The following is a 26,617-nucleotide window of genomic DNA, read 5'->3' on the forward strand; positions in this document are numbered from 1 at the left end:
CTGCCGTTCTGCCGTTCTGCCGTTCTGCCGTTCTGCAGCCTAACCCGCGCGACCAGCTTACGAAGCAGCCTCCGCTGTCCGAATCCGCTATTCAGCCCCACGCCACACCTCCGCGATCCGCGCCGCCAACCCCGAGTCGCGCTGTGTCGGCGTCGCAATCGCCTGCGCCAGCACGGCGCGCGCGCCGATCACTTCGACCCGTTCACGCGCGCGCGTGATCGCCGTGTACACCAGTTCGCGCGACAACACCCGGCTAAATACCGACGGCAGCATCAGCACCGCGTGCTCGAACTCAGACCCCTGCGATTTGTGAACCGTGAGCGCGAACGCTGTGTCGTGCGGCGGCAGCGCCGCCGGCGATACCGCTCGCAAGCCGCCGTCGCCGGTCCGGAAATACACGCGCAGCGCGCCGTTCGCGCCCGGCAGCGCAATACCGATGTCGCCGTTGAAGAGACCGAGCGCGTAATCGTTGCGCGTCACCATGACGGGACGGCCGGCGAACCACTGCGCGCCCACTGCCAGCGTCACGCCCGCCGCGCGCCGCACCTGCGCCGCCATCGCCGCATTCACCTGATCGACGCCGCGCGGTCCGGAACGGGTCGCGCACAAAATGCGAAAGCGGTTCAACGCGTCGAACAGTCGCAATGGGTCGGGCGTTTCGGCTGCCAGCGCTGTGGCAAGCGCGTCGGCGTACGGCGCGAAACCTGTGGCGAGCCGTGCGACGGTGCGCTCGGCAAGCGTCGCGTGCGTATCTTCGTGAAGCGCCGCAGCGCACGTTTCTGTCGGATCTGTGCGCAGAACTTCGAGCGCGGCACTCGCCGAGCCATTGCGAATCGCGAGCGACAGACGGCCGATGGGCGATTCCAGGCCGAACCGATAGTTGCGCTCGAGCCAGACGACACAATCGGAGAGAGGGTTCCGCACTGGCGATGCGGCGGCCATGTGCGAAGGTGGTGGCGCGGCGCTGTCGAAAAGGTCGCCAACAGGTAGTTCGTCGAAAGCACCAAGCGAATTCGTGTGTGCAAACAGATCGCCGTCGGGCGCATCAGGCTGCGCGAAAAAATCCGCGGGCTCCTCGCCGAAGCCTCGCGATGCGCCGGGCAATGCCTGAGCGAGCTGCGTTTCGTCGATGCCGAGCGCATCGGCGATGCGCCGCAAACCACTTTGCGTAAAAGCCGGGCGCGCGCTGAGTTCGGCGAACACCGCGCCGGCTTCGACGGCGGCGAGCTGGTCCTTGTCGCCGAGCATCACGAGACGAGTCTGCGGGGCGATGGCGTCGAGCAGATGCGCGGCCATGGCGACGTCGATCATCGACGCCTCGTCGATCACGACGACGTCGTAAGGCAGCGGATTGTCCCGATGATGCCGGAAACGTCCTCCCGGCCCGGAGCCGAGCAAACGGTGCAACGTGTAGGACGTCTGCGGCAAACGCGCGGCGAGTTCAGGCGGCAAATCGCCGGCGCGCGCGAGCAAGGCCTCCTGCATGCGCTGTGCGGCTTTGCCGGTGGGGGCCGCTAGTGCGACGCGCAGATCCGCGCGTGTATCGAGCAGGCAGGCGAGCACGCCGACCACGGTCGTGGTCTTGCCGGTGCCCGGCCCACCGCTGACGATGGTGAGTTGCCCGGACAGCGCCATGACCGCCGCGACGCGTTGCCAGTCGACCTGGTCGTCCTTCGGCGGACCGAAGTAGCGCAGGAGACGCTGGTGGAGTGTCCCGGCATCGGCCAATCGCCCGACACGCTCTCCCGCCCGCGCATGCGCCACCAACGCGCGCGCAAGCCGCCGCTCGTAGTCGTAGTAGCGAGCCAGATACAGCCGCCCTTGCCCATCGACCACCAGCGGCCGCAACGCCGCCGAGCTTTGCGAACCATCGCTCGCCATGCCGCTGGCGAACAGCGCGGCGCGCACTTCCGCGCTCGACGCCTCGAAGCGTCGCGCCAGCACCGCGAGCGGCACGCATACATGGCCTTCGGCTGTCGCGCGGCTCGCGGCAAACGCGCTCCGCGCCGCCCACTTGACCGCCTCGGCCGACGCGCCGCCACGCCGCACCAGCGCACCGATGCGGCGCGCGAAACCTTCGGCGAGCGCAATACTGAAATCCGCCCGCGCGGGCAGACTCACGCCGATGTCGTCGAGCTCGGGCGGCGCCGATGCGCTCTGTTCGAACGTGCTCATTGAGCACCTCCGATCATGGCCGCATCGAGCAGCGCGACCAGCTCGAATGCGGGACGCCGCATATGCACGCCTGCTGGACCATCGGCGTCGCGCCAATGCGGGCGCACGCCGCGCACGAACAGATACAGATAGCCGCCGATATGCGTGTCGTACGAATAATCGCGCACCCGCGTTCTCAGATAACGATGCAGCGCAACCGTGTAAAGCAGCGCCTGCAGGTGATACGCGTGGCTCGCCATGGCCGCTTCGAGCGGAGCCGCGGCGTAGTCGGCAGCGGTGTCGCCCAGATGGTTCGACTTCCAGTCGACGATCCAGAAACGCCCGTCGTACTCGACGATCATGTCGATAAATCCTTTGACAAACCCACGCAACACGCCGGGTTCCAGCGCGACGTCGGGATAGCCATGTTCGATCAACAACTCGCGCAACGCGGGGAAGTCCAGCGACGGCGCGGCGAACAGAAACTCGAGCTCGTTCAGGCGCCGGCGCGGGTTCAGCTTGGCGAGCGTCATGCCGGGCTGTAGCTCGGTGGTGACCACGTCCCTGAGCAGGTTGTGCATCATCGCCGGCAGGCGTGCGGCGAGTTCGGGCACAGCCGGCGCCGGACGCTCGCGCAACGCGCCGCGAATGGCATCGGTCCACGTATGCGGCTCGGTGAAATCAGCGAGTTCGAACATGCGGTGCAGACAGTCGCCCGCAGCGGCGCCGCGCGGAAACGCGAGGATGTCGTCCTCGGCGTAAGCCGTAGCCTGAGGCGTGGGCGTGGGCGCGACAACGAGCGCATCGGCGATCTCGTCGTGATCGGGACGCACCTCTTCCACCGGCGCGTGCGTCTCTTCGCTCTTACTGCCGGCGGCGATCAGCCCGCTAAAACTCGCCATGCGCCACTGATCGCGCAACGGCCTGCGATTGGCTCGCGCCTGCATGCGCGCGCTGCGGTCCTGGAGGCTTTCGAGCGGCACGCGGCGCGCCGGCCTCGGCAGTGCAGCGAGCGCGATCGGGCCGCCCGCCAGCGCCTGCCAGCGCGCCGACAATGCGGCTTCGTCGGGCGGCTCGGCGAGCCAGTCGCCGAACTCATGACCCTCGCCGGCCACGAGCCAGTTCAACACGCTGCGGCGCGACTCCTTGGTGGAGCGCGAGGACTGGTACGTACCGGCCACCAGATAGCAGCGGTACACCGCGCGCGTCAACGCCACGTAAGCGAGCCGCGCCCGTTCCGCCGCCTGTTCGCGCACCGCGTAGCGCGACGCGTGCTCCGCTTCTTCGTCGTCGCAACCGTAGTGCAGCACCGCGTCGCCCATGTCGTCGTGATACTCGCGCGCATCCGGCAAACCGGACGACGGCGGCTCGCGCAAGCCGCCGTCGTTCAGGAACGGGCAGAACACCACCGCGTATTCGAGCCCTTTCGATTTATGGACCGTGACGATCTGCACGAGGTTGCGATCGGACTCAAGCCGCAACTGCGCGTCTTCGCCGCCGCCCTGCGTGCGTTGCGCGGCGAGCCAGCGCAAGGTCGGCGCGATGCCGGGCTGCGTTGCGGCGCGCGCCTGAACGAGTTCGGCCAGATGGTTCACGTTCGTCAGACGGCGTTCGCCATCCGCCGCGGCAACCAGCCGTTGCGCGACGCGCAGCTCACGCATCAGCGTGCGCCACATCACCGCGAAACCGCGCTCATGCCACAGCGTGCGATAGCGCAAGAAACGCTCGACCCAGCCCATCGCGTCGGCGGCGTGCGCGGGATCGTCGGCGACCGATGGCGCGTCGGCGACCTGCTCGAGTCGCCACAACGCGGCGGCGTCGAGACCCAGCCAGTCGGTGGCCAGAGCGGCGCGCAGACGGCGCAGATCGCCGGGCGTATCGACGGCGGCCAGCACGCGCTCGATCTGCTCGGCGTCGAGCGTCGCGAACACGGACGCCTGCGCCAACTCCACGCTGCCGACACCCCAGGCGGCCAGTACGCGTTTGATCAAACTGCCCTGCTTATGCGTTTGCACCAGCACCGCGATGTTGCCAGGCGCGAGCGGCTCATCGCCGATCGTCACCGCGCCTTCGCGCGCGCCGCGCAGCAGACGCACGATCTCGGCGGCACACGCTTCGCTCGCTTCGCGCTGGGCCTCGCGTTTGGTCAACGCGGCGTCGCCTTGCGGCAAGGTCCAGATACGGAAGTCGCCGGCGCTCGCGTCCGGATCGGAGAACGGCGGCCTGCGCCGATCGCCCGCGCGCACCGGCTGATAGTCGAGACCTTCCAGCACGAACGCTTGCTGGTTGGCTTCGAAGAGCCGGTTGCACGCCTCGACGATAGGCGCGGTCGAGCGCTGATTGACGGCCAGCGTATAGCACGCGGAAGCCGCCTCGCGCGCCGCAAGATAGGTATGCAGATCCGCCGCGCGAAAACTATAGATCGCCTGCTTCGGATCGCCGACCAGAAACAGCGGGCCGGCCGGCGCGAAGATGCGGCTGAAGATCGCGAACTGCAGCGGATCGGTGTCCTGGAACTCGTCGATCAGCGCGGCGGGATAACGCGTGCGCAACGCATCGGCAAGCCATGGATGCGCCGCGAGCGCGCGATACAGGTTGGACAGCAGATCGTCGAACGACACCACGCGGCGGGTGCGTTTGCGCGCTACTAGTTCGGCGGGCGCGTAGTCGAGCCAGGTCTGCACAAGCGAGAGCCAGCGCGCGCGTTGCGCGGCTTCGGCTGCGACCACGGCTGCCGCCAGCGCTTCGGCATGCTCGAAGAATGCATGTTCGGGCGGCTCGAACTTGACCTTGGTGGCCTTCTTCAACGCCGAAGCCGTGAGCTTCAACGCGGCCTTCGGCGGCGGCGCATGACAATCGCCCTGCGCGAAGTACTCGGTCCATGCGGCGATCGCGGCGCTCACATGGTCGGGCTTGTGCGACGTCTTGCTGAGACGGTCTTGCGCCTCGGCCAACAAACGGACGATCGCATCGCGCTCCGCGTGCCAGAGATCGCAGGCGGCGTCGAAACCGGCTTGCGGATCGGCGCCCGTGCCGCTTGCGTCCAGCTTGCCCCAGCGCAACTGCGCCAGCGGCTTTTTCAGCCGACGCGCGAGTTGCTCGTCGAGTGAAGCGGGACCGGCACGTTTGGCCACCAGCCACGCGGCGAACGCAGGATGCGCATGCGCCACCGGTTCCACCTGCTCACGCCAGAAGTCAGCCGCCATTTCGAAGCGCAAGGCTGCGTCGTCGGCTTCCATTTCGAAGGCGAACGGCATGGCCGCGGCGAACGGCGCTTCCTGCAACGCGCGCTGACAAAACGCGTGGATGGTGTGGATCGCCGCCTGGTCGAAAGTGCGCAGCGCGCGTCGCACCACTTTCAACGCGTCTTCGCGCGCGATGCCCCGCTCCGGCGCCAGCGTCGTTTCAAAGAGACGGCTGATGAATGGATCGCCGCCGTCGTCGTCCAGGTCGATGGCGCGGTCCAATTCCGCGAGACGCCCGCGTATGCGTTCGTGCAATTCCGCGGTCGCCGCCTTCGTGAACGTGACGACGAGAATCTGATCCGCGTTCAGGTTCTTTTCGAGCAGCAGCCGTACGTACAGCGCGCAAATATTCCAGGTCTTGCCGGTGCCCGCCGACGCCTCGATCTGATTCACGCCGTCGAGCGAACAGGCGAAGACATCGAGTTCTTCGGCGACCAGCGCGTGATGCTTCGTGGCGCCGCTCATGATGCGCTCCGCAGATGTTGCAGGAGCGGCTTGAACACGATCGCGGCGAGGCTGCCGAACGGTTCGTCGAGCATGAGCGGCGTGCCGCGCAATGCAATGCGCAAGGCGGGGTCGTCGGACTCGCCGCGCACGCGGTCGTTGATCCACACGCCCTGCGCCGCGGAATCGCTTTCGCTGACCTTGGCCCATGCGCTCTTCGGGAAGAAGCGCAGTGGCAGCATGCGGCCGGCCTTGAACAACGCGGCAAGCGGCGCCAGTTCGTTGAGCGGTGCGGCGACCGGCGCGAGCTCGAAGCTCTCGCCGCTGCCATGCCAAACGGTGCGGCGCGGACCATTTGGCTGCGCGGCGCAATAGACCAGATGCGCGAGCCATGCCGAGAGATAGTCGCGGGCGGTAGGTTTGGCGTAGCGGAAAATCACTTGTCCTGTTTCGGTGAGCAGGTTCAGACTGCCGTGCAGTTCCAGCGGCGTTTCGGCGGCTTGACGAAGCTGCGCGTCATGCGGGCCGAAGAGCGCACCAGCCATCCCGGCGCTGTCGGGCCAACGCGGCACGATGTCGAGCACGAATGGCAATCGCTCGACGCCCGAAGCCACCTCGCGGCGCACGCTGTCGGCGAGTTGACGCAACGCGCCGAGTTCGCGCGCTCTCCACACCGCGCCGGTCGCACCGCCCGGCAATTCCGGGCTAGCTGCCGCCACGCGGCGCACGCGTTCGAACACGACGTCGTCGTCCGTATCGACGTCGAGGAGCACGGGCAACAGACGGTCCGCCAATGCATCGCGCCCCGCGTAATCCAGATCGAACGGCTCGGTATCGAGCAGTTCGCCTTGTGCTTCCGACAGCACGATACCCAGACGGTCGCGCAACAGCGCGCGCGCAGGATGCCGCCAGAAACGCACGAATTCGTCGAAGGCAATCGGTGCGGGTTCTTCGGGAGGCAACGGCCGATCGAAGAACGGCGCAGCAGCCGGATGTGTAGGCGCGGCCAGTAACGTGGCCAGCTCGGCGCGGTCCGCGTCGTAGCTAAACAACCCGGATTGCGACGAGAAATAGTCCGACGCGAACGCCTGCAACGGATGATCGACGATAAACGCATGCCGCGCGCTCTCGACTTCTGCGGGACTCGCGCCCTCGCCCGCCAACACCTGCGCGAGATGGTCGAGCAATTCGTCGACCAGCGCGGCCGGCGGCAACGGCGCGTTGTCGCGAATACTGCGGCCCGTATAAGCGATGAAGAGACGATCTCGCGCCGCGAGCAGAAGATCGAGGAACAGATTGCGCTCATCGTCACGCCGTTGACGGTCGCCGGCTTTGCCGAAGGCGGCCATCAGATCGAACTCGTCGGCGCGCGCAAGACTCGGCAACACGCCGTCGTCCATGCCGAGCAGGCAGACGACGCGATACGGCAAGCCGCGCAAACTCGTCAGCGATGAAAACGTCACGCTGCCCCAAGGCACGCCGCCGCGCGCAGGGTCGTCGAGTGCCTCGGTGAGTGCGCCGCGCACTACTGCGGCGGGCATGGCGACTTCCTGCGCGCCGGCCTGCATCGCGTCGCCCATCTTGTCGATCGCGTCGCGCACGGCGGCGAGCGAATCGGCGAACTCGACGCCGCCGTCGAAACATTGCGCCAGCGTTTCGAGCAGCAGTTGCGTCCATTCAGAGGGCGTGCGCTCGATCGCGCAATTCGCCGCGAAGCTGTCGATGTCGTCGACGAAACGCGACAGGCGGCCGAGCAATTCCGCTTCCGAACCGTCGGCGCCTTCGACTGGCAGCCAGGCATCGACCGGTTCGCCGCCATCCGGCATTGCGTAGCCGAGATAGAGACGCGTGAGCGCATCCGCGAACGTATGACGGGCGATCGGCACGTGCTCGCCGGACGGCTCGACCGGCGCGAGCCCGCGACGCGCTCCTGCCGCCGCCAGCCATTCCTGCGCGGCTTCGAGCGAGCTGGCGTCGATTCCGTAACGCACGGCAATCGCGTCGACGCGCAGCCATTCGATCAGATCCGGCGCCCCCACGCTGCGCTCGGGCAAGGCCAGCCAATCAAGCAGCAACCGTGCAACCGGATTGGCCTGCGACGGTGGCAAGCCGGTAATCCGATACGGAATGCGGCGCGTGTCGCCGGGCGGCGAGGTGCCGAACACGGCGTCGATCAAAGGACCGGCTGCCGCGAGGTCGGACACGGCGACCAGCACGTCGGACGGCTGGAGGTCGTCGAACTCGTCGAACCAGCCGAGCAGACGATCGTGCAGCACTTCGAGTTGGCGCGACAGGCTGTGGCAGACGTGGACTTCGATGCCGCTCTCGATCGGCAATTCGTCAGCCTCAGTCTCGTCCTGCAGATTGAGAATGCCGTTCTGCACGGCGGCAAGCCAACTCGGCTCCGGGTTCTCAGCGAAATCGCCGGCCTCGCCAGAAGCAGCGCTCTCGGTCAACTCGTGCAGCATGTGCAACTGCGCCTGGGTCTGGCGGCCCCACTCGGCAAGCAGTGGATGGCCGACTTCTTGATAGTCGAGCTGGCCGGCGGCGTCGAGCGCCTCGACGCGCCCCGCGCTGACGACGTCGAACCAGAACTCGCGGCACGGATTCATTACGTACAGCCGCACGTCGATCCAACGCGAGAGCGCGCGCAGCAACGCCACATGCAACGGCGGCATGGTCGGCAGCGCGAATACGCTGACCGCCTCGGGCCACTGCGCATTTGAGATCGCCTCGAGGTCGAGCGTGCCGATTTCGTCGAGAAAACGATAAGCGGGCGGCAACGCAGCCGCGGGCGTTTGCGCGTCGCCTGAGAGTTCCGTCAGCACAGCGCGCCACAGTGCCGCTTGCCAACGCTCGTCCTCGCGCGCCGCTTCACTCGCGCCGACAAGGCGCGGACCGGTGTCGTCAGCCGCGCCGCTTGCGAAGATCGAGCCGCCCTTCTGCCATTGCAGCAGCCATTCCGGGCGATAGGTCAGATAGTGGTCGAGCACGGTCGCCACCCGGCGCGCGAGTTCATAGCGCATCGACGCGTCCGCTGCATCGAGATACGTGCGTAGACGCGGCGACGCATTCCACGGTAGCGCTTCGTCAGCCTCGCCCAACAGCCGGTAGCAACGCCACACGAGCCGGTCCGGCGCGAACGGCGAATGCTTCGGCACCTCGATCACGCCGCCGATCTGCGCCCATAGCCATTGCGCGAGATAACCAAAGTTGACATTCGCGCAGATGCCCTGGCGCGCGGCGATATCCAGTTCGAGCCGGCGCCGCACCGCCGCGCTCGGGACGATCACGGGCTGCGCGGTCCACGGATCGGACGGCGCTTGTGCCAGGTCGTCGAGCAGCGCGCCGACAAGGGTTTCGTAGCGATTCGAGTAGAAGAGCTGGAGCATGGATCCTGGGGCTTGCGGGCGGCATGGGCGGAACGCCCCAAGCCGCGACAGACATTGAAGCGACAGCATAACAAACGCATCCCCAGGGCAGAACCTGGCCGAACGGACGAGGTCAGATCAGCCATAAAATCAGTTAGACTCGACGGCAGTTCGGGGCTGCCCCGGGTCTGCCCGGGTCTGCTCCATCAACCGCGGTTTTCTCAGTGAATGGAATCCAGGCAGTCGATGCGTTATTCGGTTGAAATAAAAAAATTCCTCTACAGCCAGTACTTTTATGGCGGCCTGCGCATCGCAGTCGGCGTGTCGTTACCGGCGGTTCTGTGTCTGATCGTGTTTCACAATCGCGAGCTTGGCTTCACGATCGCGACCGGCGCGCTCGGCGCGTGCGTGGTGGATATGCCGGGGCCGCTCAAGTACAAGCACAACGAGATGCTGGCGTGCACGGTGATCGGCTTCCTGTCCGCGCTGGCCACCGGGCTCGCCACCGTGAACGCGGTAGCGCTGTGGTGCACGGTCGTGCCGCTCACCTTCCTGCTGTCCCTGATCGTCGTGTACGGCAACCGCTGGCCGCAGATCAGCTTCGCCACGCTGTTCATGATGATCATGACGCTGGAAGAGCACTTCACGCCAATGCAGGCGCTCGTCAACGCTTCGTGGATTCTGGTGGGCGGCCTCTGGTACACCTACTGGTCGACCTTCGTGAGCCGCTGGATGATGCATCGCATCGAACAGCAGGCGCTGGCCGAAAGCGTGTTCGCGTGCGCCGACTATCTTCTGGCGCGCGCCGAGTTCTACGACCTCGATAACGATCTCGACGAGTGCTATCGCAACCTCGTCGACAAGCAGATCACCGCGGTGGAACGCCAGGACGCCGCGCGCGACATCGTGCTGCGCAATCTGCCCAGATTCAAGAGCGGCAAGCTCGAACCACGCCGCACCATGCTGTTCAATCTGTTCATCAACACGGTCGATCTTCACGAGCTGTTCGTCGGCGCCCATACCGATTACCCGCTGGTGCGCACCACCTTCGGCGGCTCGGATCTGCTGGTGTTCTACCGCGATCTGATTCGCAAGGCGGCTGCCGATCTGGAAGAGATCGGCCTCGCGGTGCTGCAGAACCAGGCGCCGCGTGGGCGCGTGAACGTGAAGGCGGAATTGCGCGCCATCGAGTTCGAAATCGAGCTGATGCGCAAGCAGGATCTGCCGGCAAAAAACCACGAGGCTTATTCGGCGATCTCGTCGACTTTCCGGCGCGTCTGGAGCGCCACGCGTCTGATCGACAAGATGCGCAAAAGTCTCTCCAGCGAGCCCAGCACGAGCGAGACCGAACTGCGGCTCGATCAGGCGCTCACGCGTTTCGTATCGAGCCGGCGCGTGCCGTTCGGGCAGATCTTCTCGAATCTGACCATGGCCTCGCCGAGCTTCCGCCACGCGTTGCGCGTGACGATTGCCGTCGCCGTGGGCTTCTGGCTCGGGCGGCTGCTGCCGCTCACCAATGCCTACTGGATCGTGATGACTACCGTCATCATTCTGAAGCCCGGCTATTCGCTCACCAAACAGCGCAACGGACAGCGGATTGTCGGCACGCTGATCGGCTGCGCGGCGAGTATCGCGCTAATGATCTTCGTCAAGGAACCGCACATCCTGCTGGTCGTGATGTTCGCGTCGATGGTGATGAGCTACAGCCTGCTGCTGTTCAATTACACGGCGAGCGTGGTGTTCACCTCGTCATATGTGCTGCTCATGTTCCATCTGCTCGCGCCGGGCAGCATGCGCATCATCGGCGAGCGCGCGATCGACACCGTGGTGGGCTGCGCGATCGCGATCGCGGCGAGCCATCTGTTCCCGTACTGGGAATATCGCTTGATGGGCAAGCTGGTCAACAACATGATCAACGCGACGCGGCAGTATCTGGAAGCGAGCTGGTGGTGGAGCGGCAAGCCGGCCGCCGCAGTGGTCGCCACCGTGACCGAAGCCGGGGCGCGTGCGCCGGCAGCGGCGATGGCCGATCCGGCGATCGACTTCGGCAAGCCGGCGTTGGCGGCGGCTGGTGGCGGGACACGCGGCGGCAGCAGCGTTGCAAACGGTCACGCCAGCGCTGGTGCGGGCGGCAGCGCGAACGCTGGCGCAAACGGTGTCGCTAACGGTGTCGCTAATGCGGCGGCGACAGCGTCCATTGGTGCAACGGCGAAACCAATTCCCGACGCCGGCGCCAGTGCAGGCACGACCACGGTCAGCAACCCGACCGCGAAACCCGTCTCCGGCGCCTCCGCTGCCGCCGCTGCGGCGGCGACTGCGCTCGATCGCGACTACCGCTACCGGCTCGCCCGCAAGAACGTTCACGTGGCGTTCGCCAATCTGGGCCAGGCATTTCAGCGCATGATGCTCGAACCGAAGTCCGCGCAGAAGTTCGTGCCGGAGTTGAACGGCCTGCTGGTGCGCAGCCACGTGCTCGCCTCGCAGATCACCGCGGCCGCGCCACTGCTTCGCACTTCGGCGCAACAGCAGGTCGACGGCGTCTCGCTGCAACCGCTGCAGCGCGCGCTGAGCGTCGTGCGCGACAATCTCACCGAGGCTGAAACCGGCACCGCGCCGGCCGCCGATCAAAGCGAGCAGATCAAACTGCTGGGCCGCGAACTCGATGCGATGGTGGTCGAAACGGAGAAATCGCCGGACTATTCGGCGGATGCCGTGCATGACATGAAATTGCTTGCGCATCAGTGCAAGCAGATGCTGTCGGCGGCGGCGCAGATTCGCAAGGATGCGAGCGTGATTCGTCTGCCGGACGAGTGAAAAATGGCGTCGACGTGCGCGTGGCCCTATTGAGCAACGCCGCTTGCCGGCTTGGCGGCAGTCGCCGCTGCGGCCGCACCCGATGAAATCGACGGCGCCTCTGCATTCTGGCGGTCGAAGTCGTGCTTTTCCTTGATGGCGTTATAGAAGAGCGTGGCGATCACTAGCAACACCGCGACCACGATGAACGCAGCAATGCCAAAGGTCGGGTTCTTCTTGCGCGGCGGTTTGTTCATGAGGCGGGCTCGGTTCGCGAAGCAGTCGCGGATGGTGTCTGGGAAGGCGGCATTCTACGCCCACTGAGCTTGCACACAGCTTGCAGCGGACGGGCTCAATGGCATGACATGTGAGCTTGCCGGAAAGCCTCGACTGTCGCCGCGTGCTCATACGATTCGCTGTCTGAAAAGCAGCAAACGGCGCACCCGCTGCCCCATCTACCTCACCACGGCCGGTCTCACCGGCAACGCCGTCGAATACTTGATCTGCTCCATCGCAAAACTCGAACTCACGTCGTAGAGTGGCACTGCGGCGATCAGTTGCTTGTACACACGGTCATAGTCGTCGATATCGGACACCACCACGCGCAGCAGGTAATCGGTTTCGCCGCTCATCCGGTACACCTCCACCACTTCCGGAATCTCCTGCACCGCATGCGTGAAGGTTCGCGCCCACTCCTCCGTGTGCTGATTGGTGCGCACCGCGACGAACACCGTCGTGCCCACGCCGAGTTTGCGCGCGTCGCACAGCGCGACCTGCGCGCGGATCACGCCCGCCTCTTTCAGACGCTGCAGCCGCTTCCAGCACGGCGTTTGCGACAGATTCACGCGTTGCGCCAGTTCGGCGATCGGCATGGTCGCGTCCGCTTGCAGCAACTCCAGCAGCTTCCGGTCGATGATATCCATTCCCGTCATGACATCCCCATAGGAAATTATTCTACTTTTCAGATTCCAGAGGGAATTATATGGAAACTCTTTCTCCAGGCAAACCGGTATAAATATCCCTATCCGAAAACAACCGATGAGCAGCCCAGCCGCTGCCTGATCATCATGAGTCAAGACCTCCGCTTCGCATCCCTCGAATGCCTCCCAGCCCAACGCGTGCTACCCGCCAACGCGGCTCAGGCGGCCTCGTGCGACCAGGTGGACATGTTGTTGCGCGCCGTGCGCAACGCGCCGCTCACGCGCCTCTGCGACACCCTGGACGCGATATTCGACGCCTGTGTTCATTTGCCCGAACCTTCAGATTCGACCTTTTTCGCGCGCGGCATGCGCGTGGCGCTCGCCGAGGCGGCGGCAAACCCGGAATTGCTCACGGCGGCACAACGCGAAGGCGCGGTCGAGAAATACCGGCGTCATCTGCTGGCTGCCGATCCACACGGCCGTTACGCGATCGCCGCGCTGGTGTGGCTGCCGCAACAGGCGAGCCCGGTGCATGCGCACCACACGTGGTGCGGCTACGCCGTGGTGGACGGCACGCTTAGCGAAACAGTATTCGAATGGAACGGCGCGCAGCATTGCGCGAGCGCCACGCGCACACAAGCGCGCAAGGCGGGCGCGGTCTCGTTCGTGCGCGGTGGGCGTGGCGGGATTCATCAGCTGGGTAATCGCAGCGAAGCGCCGGCCGTTTCGCTGCATATTTACGGCGTCGCGGGCGCGCAGATCGCGACACACGTCAATGACATCGTGCGTACGGCGGATGTGTCGGCGCTAGCCTGAAACGACACGCGGCACGGACGCCCCCGACCCTTGTGACACGCAAAACGGGCACGCGCGCCGTGCCCGCTGAAACTCACGTCCAGCGTGAACCGCGCGGCCTCGTCGCAATCCGGACATCCAGAAGTAGCGTGTGACCTCGGTACGCTCGCATGGACACGACGCGGGCACGAAAGACCAACTTCCCGCTCCCGGCAGCTATCAACTCTTCCCACCCGCCTCGCCTGCCGTCGGAATCTGTGGCGGAATCGGCGCGGTTTGCCCGGTCGGCGGCGGCGCCGGCCGCGGTTCGTGCGACACATCGCGCGCCACAGCGAGCGGCGCATGCACCGCCCGCGCCGCCGACGCCGCGCCAGCCTGCGCATGCTCATGCTCATGCGAATGCGGCGTGAATCCCGACACTTCGTCGTCCTGCAAAGGCTGCCCTTCGCTATCTTTCGACGACGTGTACACACGCATCTGCGGCACCGGAATCTCGATGCCCGCTTCGTCCATCTTGCGCTTCAGACGCAGATTGAAGGCGCGCGCCACGCTCCACTGCTGCAACGGCCGCGTCTTGATCTGCCCTTTCACGACCATCCAGTTCGGATCGAATCGGTCCAGCCCCCACACCTCGATCGGCCCCAGCATCTCGCGCCGGTAGCGGAAGTCGGCCATCAGATCCGCGCCGACTTCGCGAATCAGCTGCGTGATCTGATCGACGTCGGTGGTGAACGACATGCGCACTTCGAACACGGCATACGCGAAGTCGCGCGAGAGGTTCTTGACGATCTTGATCTGCGAGAACGGGATCGCGTGAATGGCGCCCTGACCGTCCCGCAACCGCACGGTACGGATCGACAGGTGCTCGACCGTGCCCGCATGGCCGCCGTCCACGTCGATCCAGTCGCCCACCGAAATCGTATCCTCGATGATGATGAACAGCCCCGTGATCAGGTCGGTCACGAGCGACTGTGCGCCGAAGCCGATCGCGAGGCCGATCACGCCGGCGCCCGCCAGCAGCGGCGTGACATTGATGCCGAGATTCGCCGCCGTCACGATGCCGGCGATCGTCATGATCGAGACCAGCAGCACGTTGCGCACCAGCGGCAGCATCGTGCGGGCGCGCATGCTCGGCGCACGCGCCTTGTTGCGCGGCCCGGCGGGATTGAGCGCTTCCGTGATCGCCGTGTCGACCAGAATCCACAACAGCCAGGCAATGAACACGGTGGCGACGATCGCCGTCACCGCATGCGCGATCCCGCGCGCGGCAACGTTTTCCTCCACCACCGCGGCGAGCGACACGCCCCACAAACGCGCGGCGAGCTCGAAGAAGAACAGCCAGATGAAGAGCGTCAGCAGCGTGCCGAAGAAGCGCAGCAAGCGTGTCAGATAGGGCGAGCGGCGACGCGCGCGCGCACTGCGCGGGCGCGTCAGACGCAGCACGATGGCCGACAGGAAAAACGCCAGCACCAGCAGGGCCGCGGTTACCACCGAAATCTGCAGCACGTTCTCGCTGGAGCCCGACCCGCCGAGCGTCGCGACCACTGAAGCGGTGGCCAGCACCAGCACGGGCACGTGCCAGAGCGCGGCGAGCACCTCGAAGGCGTCGGTCGCGGCCTTGTGATTGGTGCGCTGCTCGTAAGGCCGGTTGCGGATCAGATGCGCGACCGGCCGGCGAAACGCGAGCGCGAAATAGCCGGTCAGCACAGCGGCCGTCATGTTGGCCGCCGTCGAAATCAAGGCGGCGAGGTTCGAGCCGAGTTGATGCGCGACGTCGTAATTGACGGCGGCGTCGCCTAGCGCGCCGCACACGCCGACCACGAACAGCACGCGCCGCGCATGATCGATCAGCAGGCGCACGGCGATCCGCCGGTGCCCCGAGCCGAACAGCGAAAACATGATCAGACAGATCGCCGAAAACACCGCGCCCGCGACAATCGCATACGCGACCACCATGCCGAGCGTACGGCCGAGCGCGTCGGGCATGGCGCGCACGAACAGCAGCGCGGCCACGAAGGCGATGATCCAGGGGCCGACGCGGCGCAGCGCGAAGATCAGCAGTTCGCGCGTGGTGGGATTCGGCTGCAATCCCATGACAATGCCGAAGCGCCGGTACAGGCGATGCTGCACATAGATCAGCGCGCCGGCGCAGGCGCCCCAGCCGGCCAGCATCGCCGCCATCGAAAACAGAATCCGGCCGAAGCTCTCGTGCCCCTGCCCGGAGACGATCGTGTAGAGCTCATTGCCCGCCGCGTTGAAGCGGCCGCCCCAATAGCGGACCGGCGTACGGCCTTGATGCACGTCCGATTCGAACGACGCGATGCCCGACGCGATCGCGCCGAGCAGGCCGGCGCTCGGCTGCGCAGGCGCGGGCGGCGCGACGTTTTGCGAGACGTCGCGCAATTTTTTGAGCTGGGCGACGAGCGCGGTGCGCTGGCGGTCGTTGTCGAGCGTGGAGATTACGCTGTCGAGCGAGCGCGCCAATTCCGCCTGGCTGGCCGGCGACGGCGCGGACGCCTCCTCCGCGGCCGATGCGCCTGAAGCGGAGGACGCGGGGGTCGCCGAGACCGTCGCGCTGTTGATCAGGCTCTGCAAGGCCGGGATGACGGGCGTGCCGGTGGCCGCGCCCGCGGCAAACGCGTTCGCGGGCAACCAGCCGACGGCACTCAGGATCAGCGCGACAAAAACTGCGGCCGCCCATGCGCTGAACCGTGCGGCGAGTGGCGGGCGGGCGCCACGGCGGGCCTCCCATGCGCTACGGTCAGAAGAAAAATGAAAGGCGGCGTGGGTCGCCGGCTGCCCGCCGTTGGACGGCGCAGCCTCGAACTCACGCCGCGACGGGCATGACTGCATGGCAATCCGTAAGAAAACGGGAGACGCCAGTGTATCCGCACTTTTATCGGGAGCGACCGAACTTGCGTAACCGAATGTTAGGACGCTTGCGCGGGCTCAAGCGTTGTGAGGACCGCGCGCGAGTCCTGACGTCGCGTTGACGTCGGCAGTTCCCGCGCACGGCCCGTTCAGCCTCGTTTCCGGCTCAATAAGCGACCGTTGCGACCTGACGGATGAAACGGCCCTGCTCCAGTTCATCGACGAAAGCAACGGCGTAGTCTTCCGCGGAAATGCGGCTATTGCCCTCGGCGTCGGCCAGCAACGCGTTTGCGCCCGTACGGAATTTGCCGGTGCGCTCGCCCGGCGCGATGATCGCGGCTGGAGCAAAGAAGGTCCAGTCGAGGTCGGTCGCGCTGCGGTAGTCGTCGAGCACCTTCCGATGCTCGAGCGCGATGGCCTTGTAGGCGTCAGGAAAGCCTTCCGAATCGACCAGTTGCTTGCCCGGCGCCACTTCGAGCGAACCCGCGCCGCCCACCACGACGAGGCGCTTCAGGCCCGCCGCGCGCACGCCTTCGATAAGCGCGCGAGTCGCTTTGCCGAGCGCCGCGAGATCGTCTTGCGGCGGCGCATAGGCGCTCGCCACCACGTCGTGGCCGCGCACCGCCGCGCCGACGCTCGCGGCATCGAGCAGATCCGCTTGCGCTGCTTTCAGATTTGCCACGTTGGTCGGCACGCGCGCCGGATTGCGCGCCAGGGCCGTCACCTGATGTCCGCGGCGGGCCGCTTCGGCGGCGATCCGCGAACCAATCATGCCGGTGGCGCCGAACAATGCGATCTTCAACTGTTTGCTCATTTTCACTGCTCCTATCGTTAGCATATATGTAACTGTATCGATTACATATAACGCGGAAAAAAGAGGGGCTTGAGCCCCCGTTCGTTGAGAGGCGCATGTTGCGATTGACCGCCACGCGCCCTTCCGTACTGCTTTTTTGCTACGTCACCCGTGCGAGCGCTTCTTGCGTTCGCGCTGCTTTTCGGCACGCACCACGTCGGCTGTGGCGTCGGCCAGCGTGCGCGCGCCGAGCGAGGCTTCCATGGCTTGCTGCGCTTCGTCGATAATGCCGCGCAGTACGCCCTGGATGTTGCGCCCGACCATGCACGCCGGATTCGGCTCCTCGCGATGCAACGCGAACAATTGCGCGTCGTCTACCGCACGATACACCTCGAGCAGCGTGATCTGCTCAGGCGCCCGGGCCAGCAGCGCGCCGCCGCCCGCGCCGAGCTGCGAGGTGGTGAGGCCCGCTTCCGCCAGCATGCTCAGAAGCCGCCTGATCAGCGCGGGATTCGTATTCACGCTCCCCGCGATCATGTCCGACGACAACGGCGCGCCCTCCTGCAACGACAGCAGCGCGAGCACATGCACCGCGAATGCAAACCGGCTACTCGTGTTCACAACAAACCCGCCCGGCGACGACAATGTGTAACCATAGTAATTACATTTAATCCGACTGTCAAACGATATGGCGATCCAGCCGGCATGTCACTTGTCCATCTGCTTTTGCGCATCGCCCGAATCGCCCGATGACGACGAAGCCGCCGCATTCGTCGACGACGCCGAGCTTTGCGCCGACCATTCCTGGAGCTTGCGCCCCGCCGATTCGAGCCCCTGCCCGGTCAGCGAGGCCGCCTTGCCGAGTTGCGCATTGGTGGCGCTCGCCGCGCTTTGCAGGTTCGCTTGCGCCGTCGAAGCCAACGCGTTGGGGTCGATCTTGATCGTGGGCGCCGAGGCCGAGTCGAGGTTCTGCTGCGCGGCGGACTTGGTCGCGTCGACCTGCTGGCCGACGTAGCTGGCCGCCTGATCGAGCTTCTGGCCGGCGACCTGGGCCGCGTCGTTGAGCTTGCCGGCAACCTGGCCGGCGGACGCGTCGTCCTTCTGACAGGCAGCGAGGCCGCCGAACACGACGGCAACGAACGCGGCACGGCGCAGCAAGGTTGAACGGATGGATAAAATCATGATTGTGTGTGAGCCGCGTCGAGCGGCTTCCGCATGCGAAAACGCGCCAATGATACGCCGTTGCGCTGCACGCGCGCCTTAACGAGCGCCTGCAAGGCGGTTCGCTCGAAGCAGCGCCGCGCGCCAGGCCTTCCGCCGGCGCGGAGTTCCGCGGCCCGGACGCACGCGTCCGGTCGCGTCCATCGCATGATCCGTCGCGGTTCTGTCAAACGTAGTGGAGTAGACTGCCTGAGCTTATGTGCGTCGACGAGTGAGCGTCACAGCTCGTTCGCTGTGTTCCGTTGATCAATTGGAGGCATACGATGGCGGCAAAGAAGATTCTGTTTCTAACCGGCGACTTCGCCGAGGATTACGAAACGATGGTGCCGTTCCAGGCGCTGCAGGCAGTCGGCCATGTAGTCGACGCGGTCTGCCCGAACAAGAAGGCGGGCGACCGGATCAAGACCGCGATTCACGATTTCGAAGGCGATCAGACCTACACTGAAAAGCCCGGCCATCAATTCACACTCAACGCCACCTTCGACGATGCCGACCCGCGCCAATACGACGCGCTCGCGATCGCCGGCGGCCGCGCGCCCGAGTATCTGCGGCTCAATCACAAGGTGATCGAGCTCGTGCGGCAATTCGCTGAAGCCGGCAAGCCGATCGCGGCCGTTTGCCACGCCGCGCAACTGCTGGCCGCCGCCGACGTGATCCGCGGCAAACGCATTTCCGCCTACCCGGCCTGCGCGCCCGAAGTAAAGCTGGCGGGCGGTGAATACGCCGACATTCCCGTCGACGCCGCGATCACCGACGCCAATTTCGTCACCGCACCGGCGTGGCCCGCGCATCCCGAATGGCTGCGCCAATTCCTCGTGCTGCTCGGCACGCGCATCGAACTCTGATCTGTCTGCCTGATCCATCGGCGCGCGCGTTGTCCTTGCGGCAACGCGCGCACGCCAAAACTTCCCGTAATTGAGACTCGTCCGATAGTTCGTAACGCAAGGCTTTTCTATAGTCGCCGGCTGACTTGGGAGAGCTTTTTCAATGGAACTGACCGACTGGATCGTCATTCTCGCCGTCGTGTTGATGGCAATTGCGTTTTTTTACGGACGCACGCCGGCCAACTGGTCGCGCGAAAACCGCGCGCGCCGTCTGGCGGGCACGCGCATGCTGGTTCAGGCCGCGTGTTCGGTATGGGCTGCGCTGTTGCTCGCCGCGCGCGGCCTCTTCGCCCTGGACGGGTTGCCGGGTCTGCATCCGGCGCCGCTGGAAGCCCTGACAGGCGTTACGATCCTGATAGCGTGCGGCTGCTACTGGTCGATTCGCGGTAGAAAAATGCTCAAGCCACGCCGTCTCTTTACCGCGTAACGGCTACGGCGTACTGATGCCGGGCCGCGCGTCCGCCGCGTGTGCGGCGCCGCCATCACTTCCACTCCTTCGATCGCGATCTTCCATGCCCGGACGGGCCTCGCGAATAGCTTGAGCACTCGTCACCACCGGTGGCGCCGACGTGCCGACCGCCTGCTGCGCGATCCGCGCCTCGGCTTCAGGCAGCGACAGATAGAACGTCGTGCCCACGCCTTCTTTCGACTCCGCCCACACACGTCCGCCGTGCCGCTCCACCACGCGGCGCACGAGCGCGAGGCCGATGCCCTCGCCCGCCGCCACATTGCCATGCAAGCGCTGAAACGCGTTGAATAGCCGCGGCAAGGCGACCGCCGGAATCCCCAGGCCGTTGTCCCGCACGTAAAAGATCCGCAGCGAGTGCACACCCGGCGGCGCGGGCGTCGTACCGATCTCGATCCGGCCTTCCCGCGAAGGGTCGAGATAATTCACCGCGTTGCCGATCAGATTCGCGAACACCTGTTCCAGCGCAGTGGGATCGCCCCACACGGCGGGCAGTTCGCCCACGCTGACCGGAGCGCGGCGCGCGCGGATCGAGGCTTGCATCGCGTCGATGACGCGCGGCACGATATCGCGCACCTCGACCTTCTGCTGCCGATACTCGACCCGGCCGACGCGCGACAGCCGCAACAACGCGTCGATGATGTGCGAAGCGCGCAGCACCGCCGTCTGCAGATAGTGCAACGCTTCGCCGATGTCCTCGTCGACCACCCGTTCGATGCGCTGCCGCGTCTCGGCCGCGAGCGACGACTCGCGCACCGCGACGCGCAGTTCGTCGCACGAACGAATCAGCTCCTTCGAGAAGCCTTGCAGATTCACCAGCGGCGCACGCAGGTCGTGCGACACGCTGTAGATGAACATTTCGTTTTCCTGGGTCTGCTGACGCAAGGTCTCGTTGATCCGCGCCAGTTCGCCAGTGCGGCGCGCAAGATCGGCCCGGAAGCGCGCCTCTATGCGCTCGGCTTCGAGCAGGCGCCGGCTGGTCTCGTGCAAGGTCAGATCGAGGCGCGCGATCTCGTCGCGGCCGGGGCCGATCGGCGCCAGCGGTTCATTGCCCGCGAGGCGCCCGGCGTTGTCGGCGAGGACCGCAAGCCGGCCGCGCACGCCGCGCGTGAACAACCAGACGGCCAGCGCGACGAACAGCAGGGAGCCCAACACGGCCGCGACCACCAGGGTCTGCTGCCACTCGCGGGCGGCGTCGGCGGCATTCGAACGCAATGTGTCGAGACGCCGCTCTTCCGTCTGGAACGCCGCGATTTGCTGACGAAAGCGGTCGAGCACATCGGACGGCGCAAGGTCGCGGAAGCGCGCGAGCACGTCGCGCCGCCGGCCCGAATGCAGCAGGTCCTGGATGCGATCCGACCATTGCCGGTAAGCCTGCACCGACTGGCGCACCTGAACCACGCGCTCGACTTGCGCCGGATTGTCGGCGACCAGTTCGGCCAATTGATCGATACGCCGGTCGACGTCCATCCACACCGACACGGGCGTGGAAAAGCGGGCGTCGTTGGCAAGCACCGCTCCGCGCAGCGCAACCGACTCGCCCAGTACCGGCTCGAGAATCGCGGTGGTCTGGCGCAGCACGTCCTGGCTATGGATAGCCCAGCGCTCCGCCTGTGTCGCATCCGCTTGCGCCTTGACCAGTCCGGACAATAGCGACAACTCGAAGAGGGCCGGAATCGCGATCAGCAACAGGCCTTTAGTGGTCAGTCTCATGCGTGCGCATTCGGGGTCGGTAGCCCGACAGATCATGCTCGGGGACGGGACATTATGTCGGCGTTGTGCAGGAAAACAAAGCGCGCCCGCCATCGGCCAGGTTTGCGCCGCCAGCGTGCACCACAGTCGTACGCAAAACGTCACCGTTCTGAACTAAACGTAAATCAAATCGAATAATTCGCCCCGATTTGGTTCGCATCTTTCGCGGCGGAGAGCATATGCACATAAATTGTGCGTTTTGTGTGAGTCGAGGTGCGACCGCGACGGTGTGCGTGTTGCTCAGAATGCACGCGTAATCCCTTCACCGGTGCCGATTTGCACCTTCCCGACGCGGCTCGCGCACAAATTTGGCCCACTTCTTGCATTCACTGCCCGCTTTTTTGGCATACGCGGGACATATCGATGGAAAGTCTGAAAACCGGCACCGACACCCTCTTTCTTTTGCTCGGTGCCGCGATGGTGCTCGCCATGCACGCGGGGTTCGCGTTTCTCGAGCTTGGGACGGTGCGCAAAAAGAATCAGGTCAACGCGTTGGTCAAGATTCTGGTGGACTTTTCGGTCTCGACGATCGCGTATTTCTTTATCGGCTACACCATCGCGTACGGCGTGCAGTTCTTCGGCAGCGCCGAGTCGCTGGCCGCGCACAACGGCTATGCACTGGTGCGCTTCTTCTTTCTGCTGACCTTCGCCGCCGCGATTCCGGCGATCGTGTCCGGCGGCATCGCCGAACGTTCGAAGTTCAACCCGCAACTGTTCGCGACGTTCGTGCTGGTCGGCTTCATCTATCCGTTCTTCGAAGGAATAGCGTGGAACAACCGCTTCGGCGTCCAGGACTGGCTTGCCCACGTGTTCGGGGTGCCGTTCCACGACTTCGCCGGCTCGGTCGTCGTGCATGCGTTCGGCGGCTGGGTCGCGTTGCCGGCCGTGCTGCTGCTCGGCGCCCGTCACGGCCGCTATCACCGCGACGGTGGGATCGCCGCGCATCCGCCTTCGAATATTCCGTTCCTCGCACTCGGCGCCTGGGTGCTGGCGGTCGGCTGGTTCGGCTTTAACGTGATGAGCGCGCAGACCATCGACAAGATCAGCGGCCTCGTCGCCGTCAATTCGCTGATGGCGATGGTCGGCGGCACGCTTACCGCGTGGCTCGCGGGCCGCAACGACCCCGGCTTCACGTACAACGGGCCGCTCGCCGGACTGGTGGCGGTCTGTGCGGGCTCCGACGTGATGCATCCGCTCGGCGCGCTGGTGACAGGCGGCATCGCCGGGGTGCTGTTCGTTTATATGTTTACCTGCGTGCAGAACCGCTGGCGCATCGACGACGTGCTCGGGGTGTGGCCGTTGCACGGCTTGTGCGGCGCGTGGGGCGGCATCGCCGCAGGCATTTTCGGCCTGCGCGCGCTCGGCGGCCTGGGCGGCGTTTCGTTCGGCGCGCAACTGGTGGGCACGCTCGGCGGAATCGTGGTCGCGACGCTCGGCGGCACGCTCGTGTACGGCGCGATCCGGTTGACGGTGGGGCTAAGGCTCGATCAGGAAGACGAATACAACGGCGCCGATCTGTCGATCCATAAGATTTCCGCGACCTCGGAGTGAAATGCGACCGGGAGCGCCGGTCGGCGCTTTCGTCTCGCGTACGCGTCGCGCCGGTGGCTTTTCAGCTCCGGCGCACGGATCGCGCCGGCGCCGAATCAGCGGCATTCCATCGGGTCACTCGCCAGCAATCCGTTGCGAGCGCTCCGACCTGTCCCCGCTTGCGCGCGCCGCTGTTAGACTTCCGCGCTGGAGATGGCATTCTCCCTTAACCGCCCTCGTGGCTGATGATGCCTGCTTCGTCCGGATGAACGCGGAGTCGGCGTCGTGCTCCTCGCTCTGCCCGGTTTGTCGACACTCCGGTTTTGCCAGGCCTCCTCTCATGTATTGGTCCATACTCGCTGTCGGCATCGGCGGCGCGCTCGGTTCGTTATTCCGCTGGTTTCTGGGCATTCGCCTGAACGGCGTCTTCAGCGACTTGCCGCTCGGCACTTTCGCCGCCAACGTCATTGCCGGATATGTGATCGGCCTCGCGGTCGCAGGCTTCGCGCGGGCGCCGCAGATCGCGCCCGAATGGCGGCTCTTCGTCATCACCGGCTTGATGGGCGGTCTGTCGACTTTCTCGACTTTTTCAGCGGAAGTGGTGCAGCGCCTGCAAGACGGCCGGCTCGGCTGGGCGGCGGGCGAGATCGTGATTCACGTGGCCGCGTCGCTTCTGATGACCATGCTTGGCGTTGCGACGGTGTCGCTGCTGTCTCGCTGAAGTCGCACTCTTCTCGATTCGCTCATCCGCACGTCTTCGACGCTCGCCAGTCCGGCGGCGTGCAGGTCCGCGCCACGCCGCGTCCGATTGAACAGCTTGACGCCCAGCGCCTTTTCCCTGCGCGTGAGCGCCTGACTCAGCGCGGGTTGCGCGATGTTCAACCGGTCAGCGACGCGCGCACGGCCGAATCCGAAGACCCGGCCGCTATTGGCACCGTACTGCGAGTGGGCTGGCGACAAATCGACGCTCATAGCGACGCCGGTTTCGGTCCATCAAAATTTGAGTGGAAGCGCTCCTTGCCGACGGTTGAGACCGTCTGCGAGCTTGCGCCTTGAGCTCTTTAGCGAACCCTCGATTTTCCACCACTCTTCGCCCGGCGCCTGAAGAGCACAGCGAATCCAAGCGCGACAAGCAAGGCCACTATCAGACCGGCGCTCATGCCCGTCGTGCCGCGCCTTTCATCCGGACTGGAAGCAGCGGAAGCGGCAGCAGGCGAAGAGCTCGGCGTTTCAACCGGCTTCGGGAGCGCCACACCGGCGGCACTTCCCTGGCGCACGAGAGAGGCCTCCGACGTCGGGGACGCCTGAGATGCGACCGCAGGAACGGTATCCCCAATCGGACCAACAGGAGCACTTTCAGTGGATGAAGCCATGGCCGGAGCCTGTGCGGCGTTAGAACTCGCTTCGGCCGATCTGGCCAGCGCCTTCCACCTGGCGAATACCGTATCAATGCAATGAACGTCGCTGCATGCGTTGCGCGATTGCCGCCACTGAGCGACCTGTTCGCGCGAAAGCTTGCCGCTGCTCAACAGAGCCTGTTGTTGCGCGGAGATATCGTCGTATTCGTTGTTCAGGATGGCGTGGTCGCATATGACGCGTTCAGCCGGTTGTCGCGTGGTTGCACATTGAATATCGCTTGCCCATGCTCCGGTTGGACCCAAAGCCGCCATTGACAGCAGCATTGGCAGAAATCGCTTTAAATGCACCGGCCCTCCTCGAATGTCGTTGCCTTGTTAAAAGTGCGGTCGCTCGCGAGCGAAATTCCCTATGCCTGCGGCAGGGTCACGAGACCGTTCACAGTGCCGCCGCATGAGGTGGCACTCGAAGCAGCTTACCGAATCTGGCTCGCAGTCGCTGATTTCATGTCAGGGTTAAAAGAGACCTCGCCTGCTCGAGGAGAGCTTGCGACGCGGCGAACTCATTGCGCCCTGCCATCGTCAGCGCCGCTTTGCCTGTGCGAACGAACAGATCGTCGTCAGATGTTACGACGGCACTCGCCTCGGGACCGGGACGGTCGTACCGGCGAAAGAATTCGAGCATTTGCGACGCATCCAATCGCGAATCCTTAGGACCCGCCCTGGCTAGAATCTCGGCGGCTGCTGCTAGCTGTCGAGTGGCCTGGAGGAATTCAGTACGGTCCATGAAACATGCCCCATGAGTCACCGTGGTCGATTAGTCACCGTGGTCGATTGTTCGAAGAGTTTAGCGCAAGACTTTCCAACGCTGCCGACAACGGCGGCCAGACGACGCGACTGAGTTCTAACGTACATCACCTCTGAACTGACGATTGCCGCCCTGTCCAGGGCATGCGGTTCGCGTAAGTGTTGGCCTCGACGGCGGCGGACAAGCTGAAATGTTCGCCTAAACCCAACATCGGATCACGCCTTCGCCCGGCTAAATCGGCATCAACAAGGCTTGCAGCCCCGACTCGAATGGCTCTGCGGAAACGACCTCTCCGTCGGCACGATCGTTGCAAATATGGCTGCCTCAACGGAGGTTGCCATCATGTGCGTCTTGCAGGGTTTCGTTAATGCCATTCCGCTGCGTGCGTCTTCACTTGTCGCCGCCGCTGCCATCTCTGTCGTGGTGGTCTGCGGCGCCGGCATCGCAGCATTTGTCGGGTTGCTGCCCGAGTCGGATGACGTGGCGGTCGCAGTGACGGCGACGCCGTTAATCGACATGCAAGTCGACGCTTATGTGAAGCGTGTCGCAAGTGCGTATTGAACCGCCAGCCGTAAAGCAAGCGCGAACGCCGCAGCCTTGCGCTGCTCGTTTACGTGTGAGCTACCGCGACGCCGATCCCAATCAGCTATCAGGAGCGCAGTACGCCTTTCAAGCGCCCCAGTTCAGCGGGTCTCGTGTATGACCGGTACAACTCGCCAACCGTGCCGAATGCCAGGGCCGGTTTGAGAGTGGCACCGGGAAGTGCGTGAGTAATCCAATCAAAGGCATTCATTTCACGTTGAGCGGCATGCACCGCCGCGGTAAGCACAGTGAGGGCTCGTTCTGCGGAGTGCCCACCCAGGTCGACGAAGCAGCTCTCAAATGGATGCTTCGTTATGCTCTCGACGTGTAACGCTGACTTTCGAACGTCCAAATCAACCTCCTTCGTGGATTGCCCATCCTGTATAGCAACCGAATATGACAATACATCGCGTTGTCCCGCCAACGATTCGACTCGACTCGCGCGAGCATGACGGTCGCGCTGCGGCGCGGTAACCGCCCAGGACAATTGGCACGCAGCAACGCAGTGTGAACAGGCGCACACCCTTTTTCGAATCCAGTCGCGAGTATTCCTCGTATATGCAATCAGATCCGCGCGATGACGCGTGGCGCCTCTGGAGGTATACACCATGAAATACGGGACTATGTTCGTCG

The 26,617-nt window shown here is 65.0% G+C and carries 19 protein-coding genes, 1 pseudogene and 1 riboswitch; of the genes and pseudogenes, 7 read left to right on the top strand and 13 right to left on the bottom strand.

Annotation, left to right across the window (positions count from 1 at the left end):
* Nucleotides 1-87: 87 nt before the first annotated feature.
* From B0G82_RS18475 to recC, 3 genes are read right to left on the bottom strand one after another with little or no spacing between them, the layout of a single operon-like run.
* A complete protein-coding gene (locus tag B0G82_RS18475; protein ID WP_121308374.1) occupies nucleotides 88-2,175 on the bottom strand; it encodes an AAA family ATPase in 2,088 nt (695 codons plus the stop codon).
* On the bottom strand, nucleotides 2,172-5,864 hold the full coding sequence (recB, locus tag B0G82_RS18480) for an exodeoxyribonuclease V subunit beta (RefSeq protein ID WP_121308375.1): 3,693 nt from the start codon (nucleotides 5,862-5,864) through the stop codon (nucleotides 2,172-2,174). Before recB ends, B0G82_RS18475 begins: the two co-directional genes overlap by 4 nt.
* Complete coding sequence (gene recC, locus B0G82_RS18485) at nucleotides 5,861-9,235, bottom strand: exodeoxyribonuclease V subunit gamma (protein WP_121308376.1); 3,375 nt, start codon at nucleotides 9,233-9,235, stop codon at nucleotides 5,861-5,863. The genes recB and recC overlap by 4 nt, the downstream gene beginning before the upstream one ends.
* A gap of 225 nt (nucleotides 9,236-9,460) precedes the next feature.
* On the opposite strand from recC, the gene B0G82_RS18490 reads away from it, so the two are divergent.
* Nucleotides 9,461-12,028, top strand: coding sequence for an FUSC family membrane protein (locus tag B0G82_RS18490; protein WP_121308377.1), 2,568 nt, complete (start codon nucleotides 9,461-9,463; stop codon nucleotides 12,026-12,028).
* Nucleotides 12,029-12,054: 26 nt separating this feature from the next.
* Here B0G82_RS18490 and B0G82_RS18495 read toward each other — a convergent pair whose 3' ends face one another.
* Together B0G82_RS18495 and B0G82_RS18500 are read right to left on the bottom strand one after the other, a co-directional pair.
* Nucleotides 12,055-12,264 carry a hypothetical protein gene (locus tag B0G82_RS18495; protein WP_116116650.1) on the bottom strand — a complete coding sequence of 70 codons (210 nt, stop codon included), beginning with the start codon at nucleotides 12,262-12,264 and terminating at the stop codon, nucleotides 12,055-12,057.
* 198 nt (nucleotides 12,265-12,462) lie between these two features.
* Entirely contained in the window at nucleotides 12,463-12,930 is a 468-nt protein-coding gene (locus B0G82_RS18500; RefSeq protein ID WP_199730137.1) for an Lrp/AsnC family transcriptional regulator, read from the bottom strand.
* A 144-nt stretch (nucleotides 12,931-13,074) separates the two neighbouring features.
* Between B0G82_RS18500 and B0G82_RS18505 the strand changes: the two genes are divergently transcribed.
* Nucleotides 13,075-13,743: a cysteine dioxygenase family protein gene (locus B0G82_RS18505; protein ID WP_199730108.1), complete on the top strand. Its 669-nt coding sequence runs from the start codon at nucleotides 13,075-13,077 to the stop codon at nucleotides 13,741-13,743.
* Nucleotides 13,744-13,941: 198 nt separating this feature from the next.
* Here B0G82_RS18505 and B0G82_RS18510 read toward each other — a convergent pair whose 3' ends face one another.
* From B0G82_RS18510 to B0G82_RS18525, 4 genes are all read right to left on the bottom strand, one after another.
* Nucleotides 13,942-16,575, bottom strand: coding sequence for a mechanosensitive ion channel family protein (locus B0G82_RS18510; RefSeq protein WP_121308380.1), 2,634 nt, complete (start codon nucleotides 16,573-16,575; stop codon nucleotides 13,942-13,944).
* Between the two features lie 184 nt (nucleotides 16,576-16,759).
* Nucleotides 16,760-17,407 (bottom strand): NAD(P)H-binding protein, encoded by a 648-nt coding sequence (locus tag B0G82_RS18515; RefSeq protein WP_121308381.1) that lies wholly within the window; start codon nucleotides 17,405-17,407, stop codon nucleotides 16,760-16,762.
* Nucleotides 17,408-17,551: 144 nt separating this feature from the next.
* Nucleotides 17,552-18,007, bottom strand: coding sequence for an Rrf2 family transcriptional regulator (locus tag B0G82_RS18520; RefSeq protein WP_116116642.1), 456 nt, complete (start codon nucleotides 18,005-18,007; stop codon nucleotides 17,552-17,554).
* A gap of 87 nt (nucleotides 18,008-18,094) precedes the next feature.
* Nucleotides 18,095-18,568, bottom strand: coding sequence for a hypothetical protein (locus B0G82_RS18525; protein ID WP_121308382.1), 474 nt, complete (start codon nucleotides 18,566-18,568; stop codon nucleotides 18,095-18,097).
* A gap of 302 nt (nucleotides 18,569-18,870) precedes the next feature.
* On the opposite strand from B0G82_RS18525, the gene B0G82_RS18530 reads away from it, so the two are divergent.
* Together B0G82_RS18530 and B0G82_RS18535 are read left to right on the top strand one after the other, a co-directional pair.
* The gene (locus B0G82_RS18530) at nucleotides 18,871-19,452 is read left to right on the top strand and encodes a DJ-1/PfpI family protein (protein ID WP_106284545.1); all 582 of its coding nucleotides are present in this window, start codon (nucleotides 18,871-18,873) and stop codon (nucleotides 19,450-19,452) included.
* 142 nt (nucleotides 19,453-19,594) lie between these two features.
* On the top strand, nucleotides 19,595-19,918 hold the full coding sequence (locus tag B0G82_RS18535; protein ID WP_116142273.1) for a hypothetical protein: 324 nt from the start codon (nucleotides 19,595-19,597) through the stop codon (nucleotides 19,916-19,918).
* Between the two features lie 3 nt (nucleotides 19,919-19,921).
* Here the strand turns inward: B0G82_RS18535 and B0G82_RS18540 are convergent, their stop codons facing one another.
* On the bottom strand, nucleotides 19,922-21,670 hold the full coding sequence (locus B0G82_RS18540; protein WP_121308383.1) for a sensor histidine kinase: 1,749 nt from the start codon (nucleotides 21,668-21,670) through the stop codon (nucleotides 19,922-19,924).
* A 402-nt stretch (nucleotides 21,671-22,072) separates the two neighbouring features.
* Here B0G82_RS18540 and B0G82_RS18545 point away from each other — a divergent pair, with 402 nt between their 5' ends.
* Nucleotides 22,073-23,260: an ammonium transporter gene (locus tag B0G82_RS18545; protein WP_121308384.1), complete on the top strand. Its 1,188-nt coding sequence runs from the start codon at nucleotides 22,073-22,075 to the stop codon at nucleotides 23,258-23,260.
* A gap of 179 nt (nucleotides 23,261-23,439) precedes the next feature.
* Nucleotides 23,440-23,501: riboswitch (Fluoride riboswitch) on the top strand.
* Nucleotides 23,502-23,579: 78 nt separating this feature from the next.
* Entirely contained in the window at nucleotides 23,580-23,960 is a 381-nt protein-coding gene (gene crcB / locus B0G82_RS18550; RefSeq protein ID WP_116116634.1) for a fluoride efflux transporter CrcB, read from the top strand.
* 11 nt (nucleotides 23,961-23,971) lie between these two features.
* On the opposite strand, the pseudogene B0G82_RS18555 reads toward crcB, so the two are convergent.
* From B0G82_RS18555 to B0G82_RS18565, 3 genes and pseudogenes are all read right to left on the bottom strand, one after another.
* Nucleotides 23,972-24,199: pseudogene (locus B0G82_RS18555) on the bottom strand (LysR family transcriptional regulator); the annotation flags it as partial.
* Nucleotides 24,200-24,300: 101 nt separating this feature from the next.
* Nucleotides 24,301-24,945 (bottom strand): hypothetical protein, encoded by a 645-nt coding sequence (locus tag B0G82_RS18560; protein ID WP_116142282.1) that lies wholly within the window; start codon nucleotides 24,943-24,945, stop codon nucleotides 24,301-24,303.
* A 154-nt stretch (nucleotides 24,946-25,099) separates the two neighbouring features.
* Nucleotides 25,100-25,294: a hypothetical protein gene (locus B0G82_RS18565; protein WP_241974619.1), complete on the bottom strand. Its 195-nt coding sequence runs from the start codon at nucleotides 25,292-25,294 to the stop codon at nucleotides 25,100-25,102.
* A 360-nt stretch (nucleotides 25,295-25,654) separates the two neighbouring features.
* Here B0G82_RS18565 and B0G82_RS18570 point away from each other — a divergent pair, with 360 nt between their 5' ends.
* Nucleotides 25,655-25,963, top strand: a complete 309-nt coding sequence (locus B0G82_RS18570; RefSeq protein WP_241974621.1) for a hypothetical protein — start codon at nucleotides 25,655-25,657, stop codon at nucleotides 25,961-25,963.
* Nucleotides 25,964-26,617: the final 654 nt, after the last annotated feature.

The sequence above is a fragment of the Paraburkholderia sp. BL17N1 genome (genome assembly GCF_003634175.1).
Lineage (GTDB): Bacteria > Pseudomonadota > Gammaproteobacteria > Burkholderiales > Burkholderiaceae > Paraburkholderia.

What these genes read in the sequence shown, in the direction of transcription:
- recB (WP_121308375.1), bottom strand. Translation starts at nt 5,864, where the DNA reads ATGAGCGGCGCCACGAAGCATCACGCGCTGGTCGCCGAAGAACTCGAT.
- B0G82_RS18505 (WP_199730108.1), top strand. Translation starts at nt 13,075, where the DNA reads ATGAGTCAAGACCTCCGCTTCGCATCCCTCGAATGCCTCCCAGCCCAA.
- B0G82_RS18535 (WP_116142273.1), top strand. Translation starts at nt 19,595, where the DNA reads ATGGAACTGACCGACTGGATCGTCATTCTCGCCGTCGTGTTGATGGCA.
- B0G82_RS18530 (WP_106284545.1), top strand. Translation starts at nt 18,871, where the DNA reads ATGGCGGCAAAGAAGATTCTGTTTCTAACCGGCGACTTCGCCGAGGAT.
- recC (WP_121308376.1), bottom strand. Translation starts at nt 9,235, where the DNA reads ATGCTCCAGCTCTTCTACTCGAATCGCTACGAAACCCTTGTCGGCGCG.
- B0G82_RS18540 (WP_121308383.1), bottom strand. Translation starts at nt 21,670, where the DNA reads ATGAGACTGACCACTAAAGGCCTGTTGCTGATCGCGATTCCGGCCCTC.
- B0G82_RS18545 (WP_121308384.1), top strand. Translation starts at nt 22,073, where the DNA reads ATGGAAAGTCTGAAAACCGGCACCGACACCCTCTTTCTTTTGCTCGGT.
- B0G82_RS18525 (WP_121308382.1), bottom strand. Translation starts at nt 18,568, where the DNA reads ATGATTTTATCCATCCGTTCAACCTTGCTGCGCCGTGCCGCGTTCGTT.
- B0G82_RS18495 (WP_116116650.1), bottom strand. Translation starts at nt 12,264, where the DNA reads ATGAACAAACCGCCGCGCAAGAAGAACCCGACCTTTGGCATTGCTGCG.
- B0G82_RS18475 (WP_121308374.1), bottom strand. Translation starts at nt 2,175, where the DNA reads ATGAGCACGTTCGAACAGAGCGCATCGGCGCCGCCCGAGCTCGACGAC.
- B0G82_RS18510 (WP_121308380.1), bottom strand. Translation starts at nt 16,575, where the DNA reads ATGCAGTCATGCCCGTCGCGGCGTGAGTTCGAGGCTGCGCCGTCCAAC.
- B0G82_RS18490 (WP_121308377.1), top strand. Translation starts at nt 9,461, where the DNA reads ATGCGTTATTCGGTTGAAATAAAAAAATTCCTCTACAGCCAGTACTTT.
- B0G82_RS18500 (WP_199730137.1), bottom strand. Translation starts at nt 12,930, where the DNA reads ATGGATATCATCGACCGGAAGCTGCTGGAGTTGCTGCAAGCGGACGCG.
- crcB (WP_116116634.1), top strand. Translation starts at nt 23,580, where the DNA reads ATGTATTGGTCCATACTCGCTGTCGGCATCGGCGGCGCGCTCGGTTCG.
- B0G82_RS18515 (WP_121308381.1), bottom strand. Translation starts at nt 17,407, where the DNA reads ATGAGCAAACAGTTGAAGATCGCATTGTTCGGCGCCACCGGCATGATT.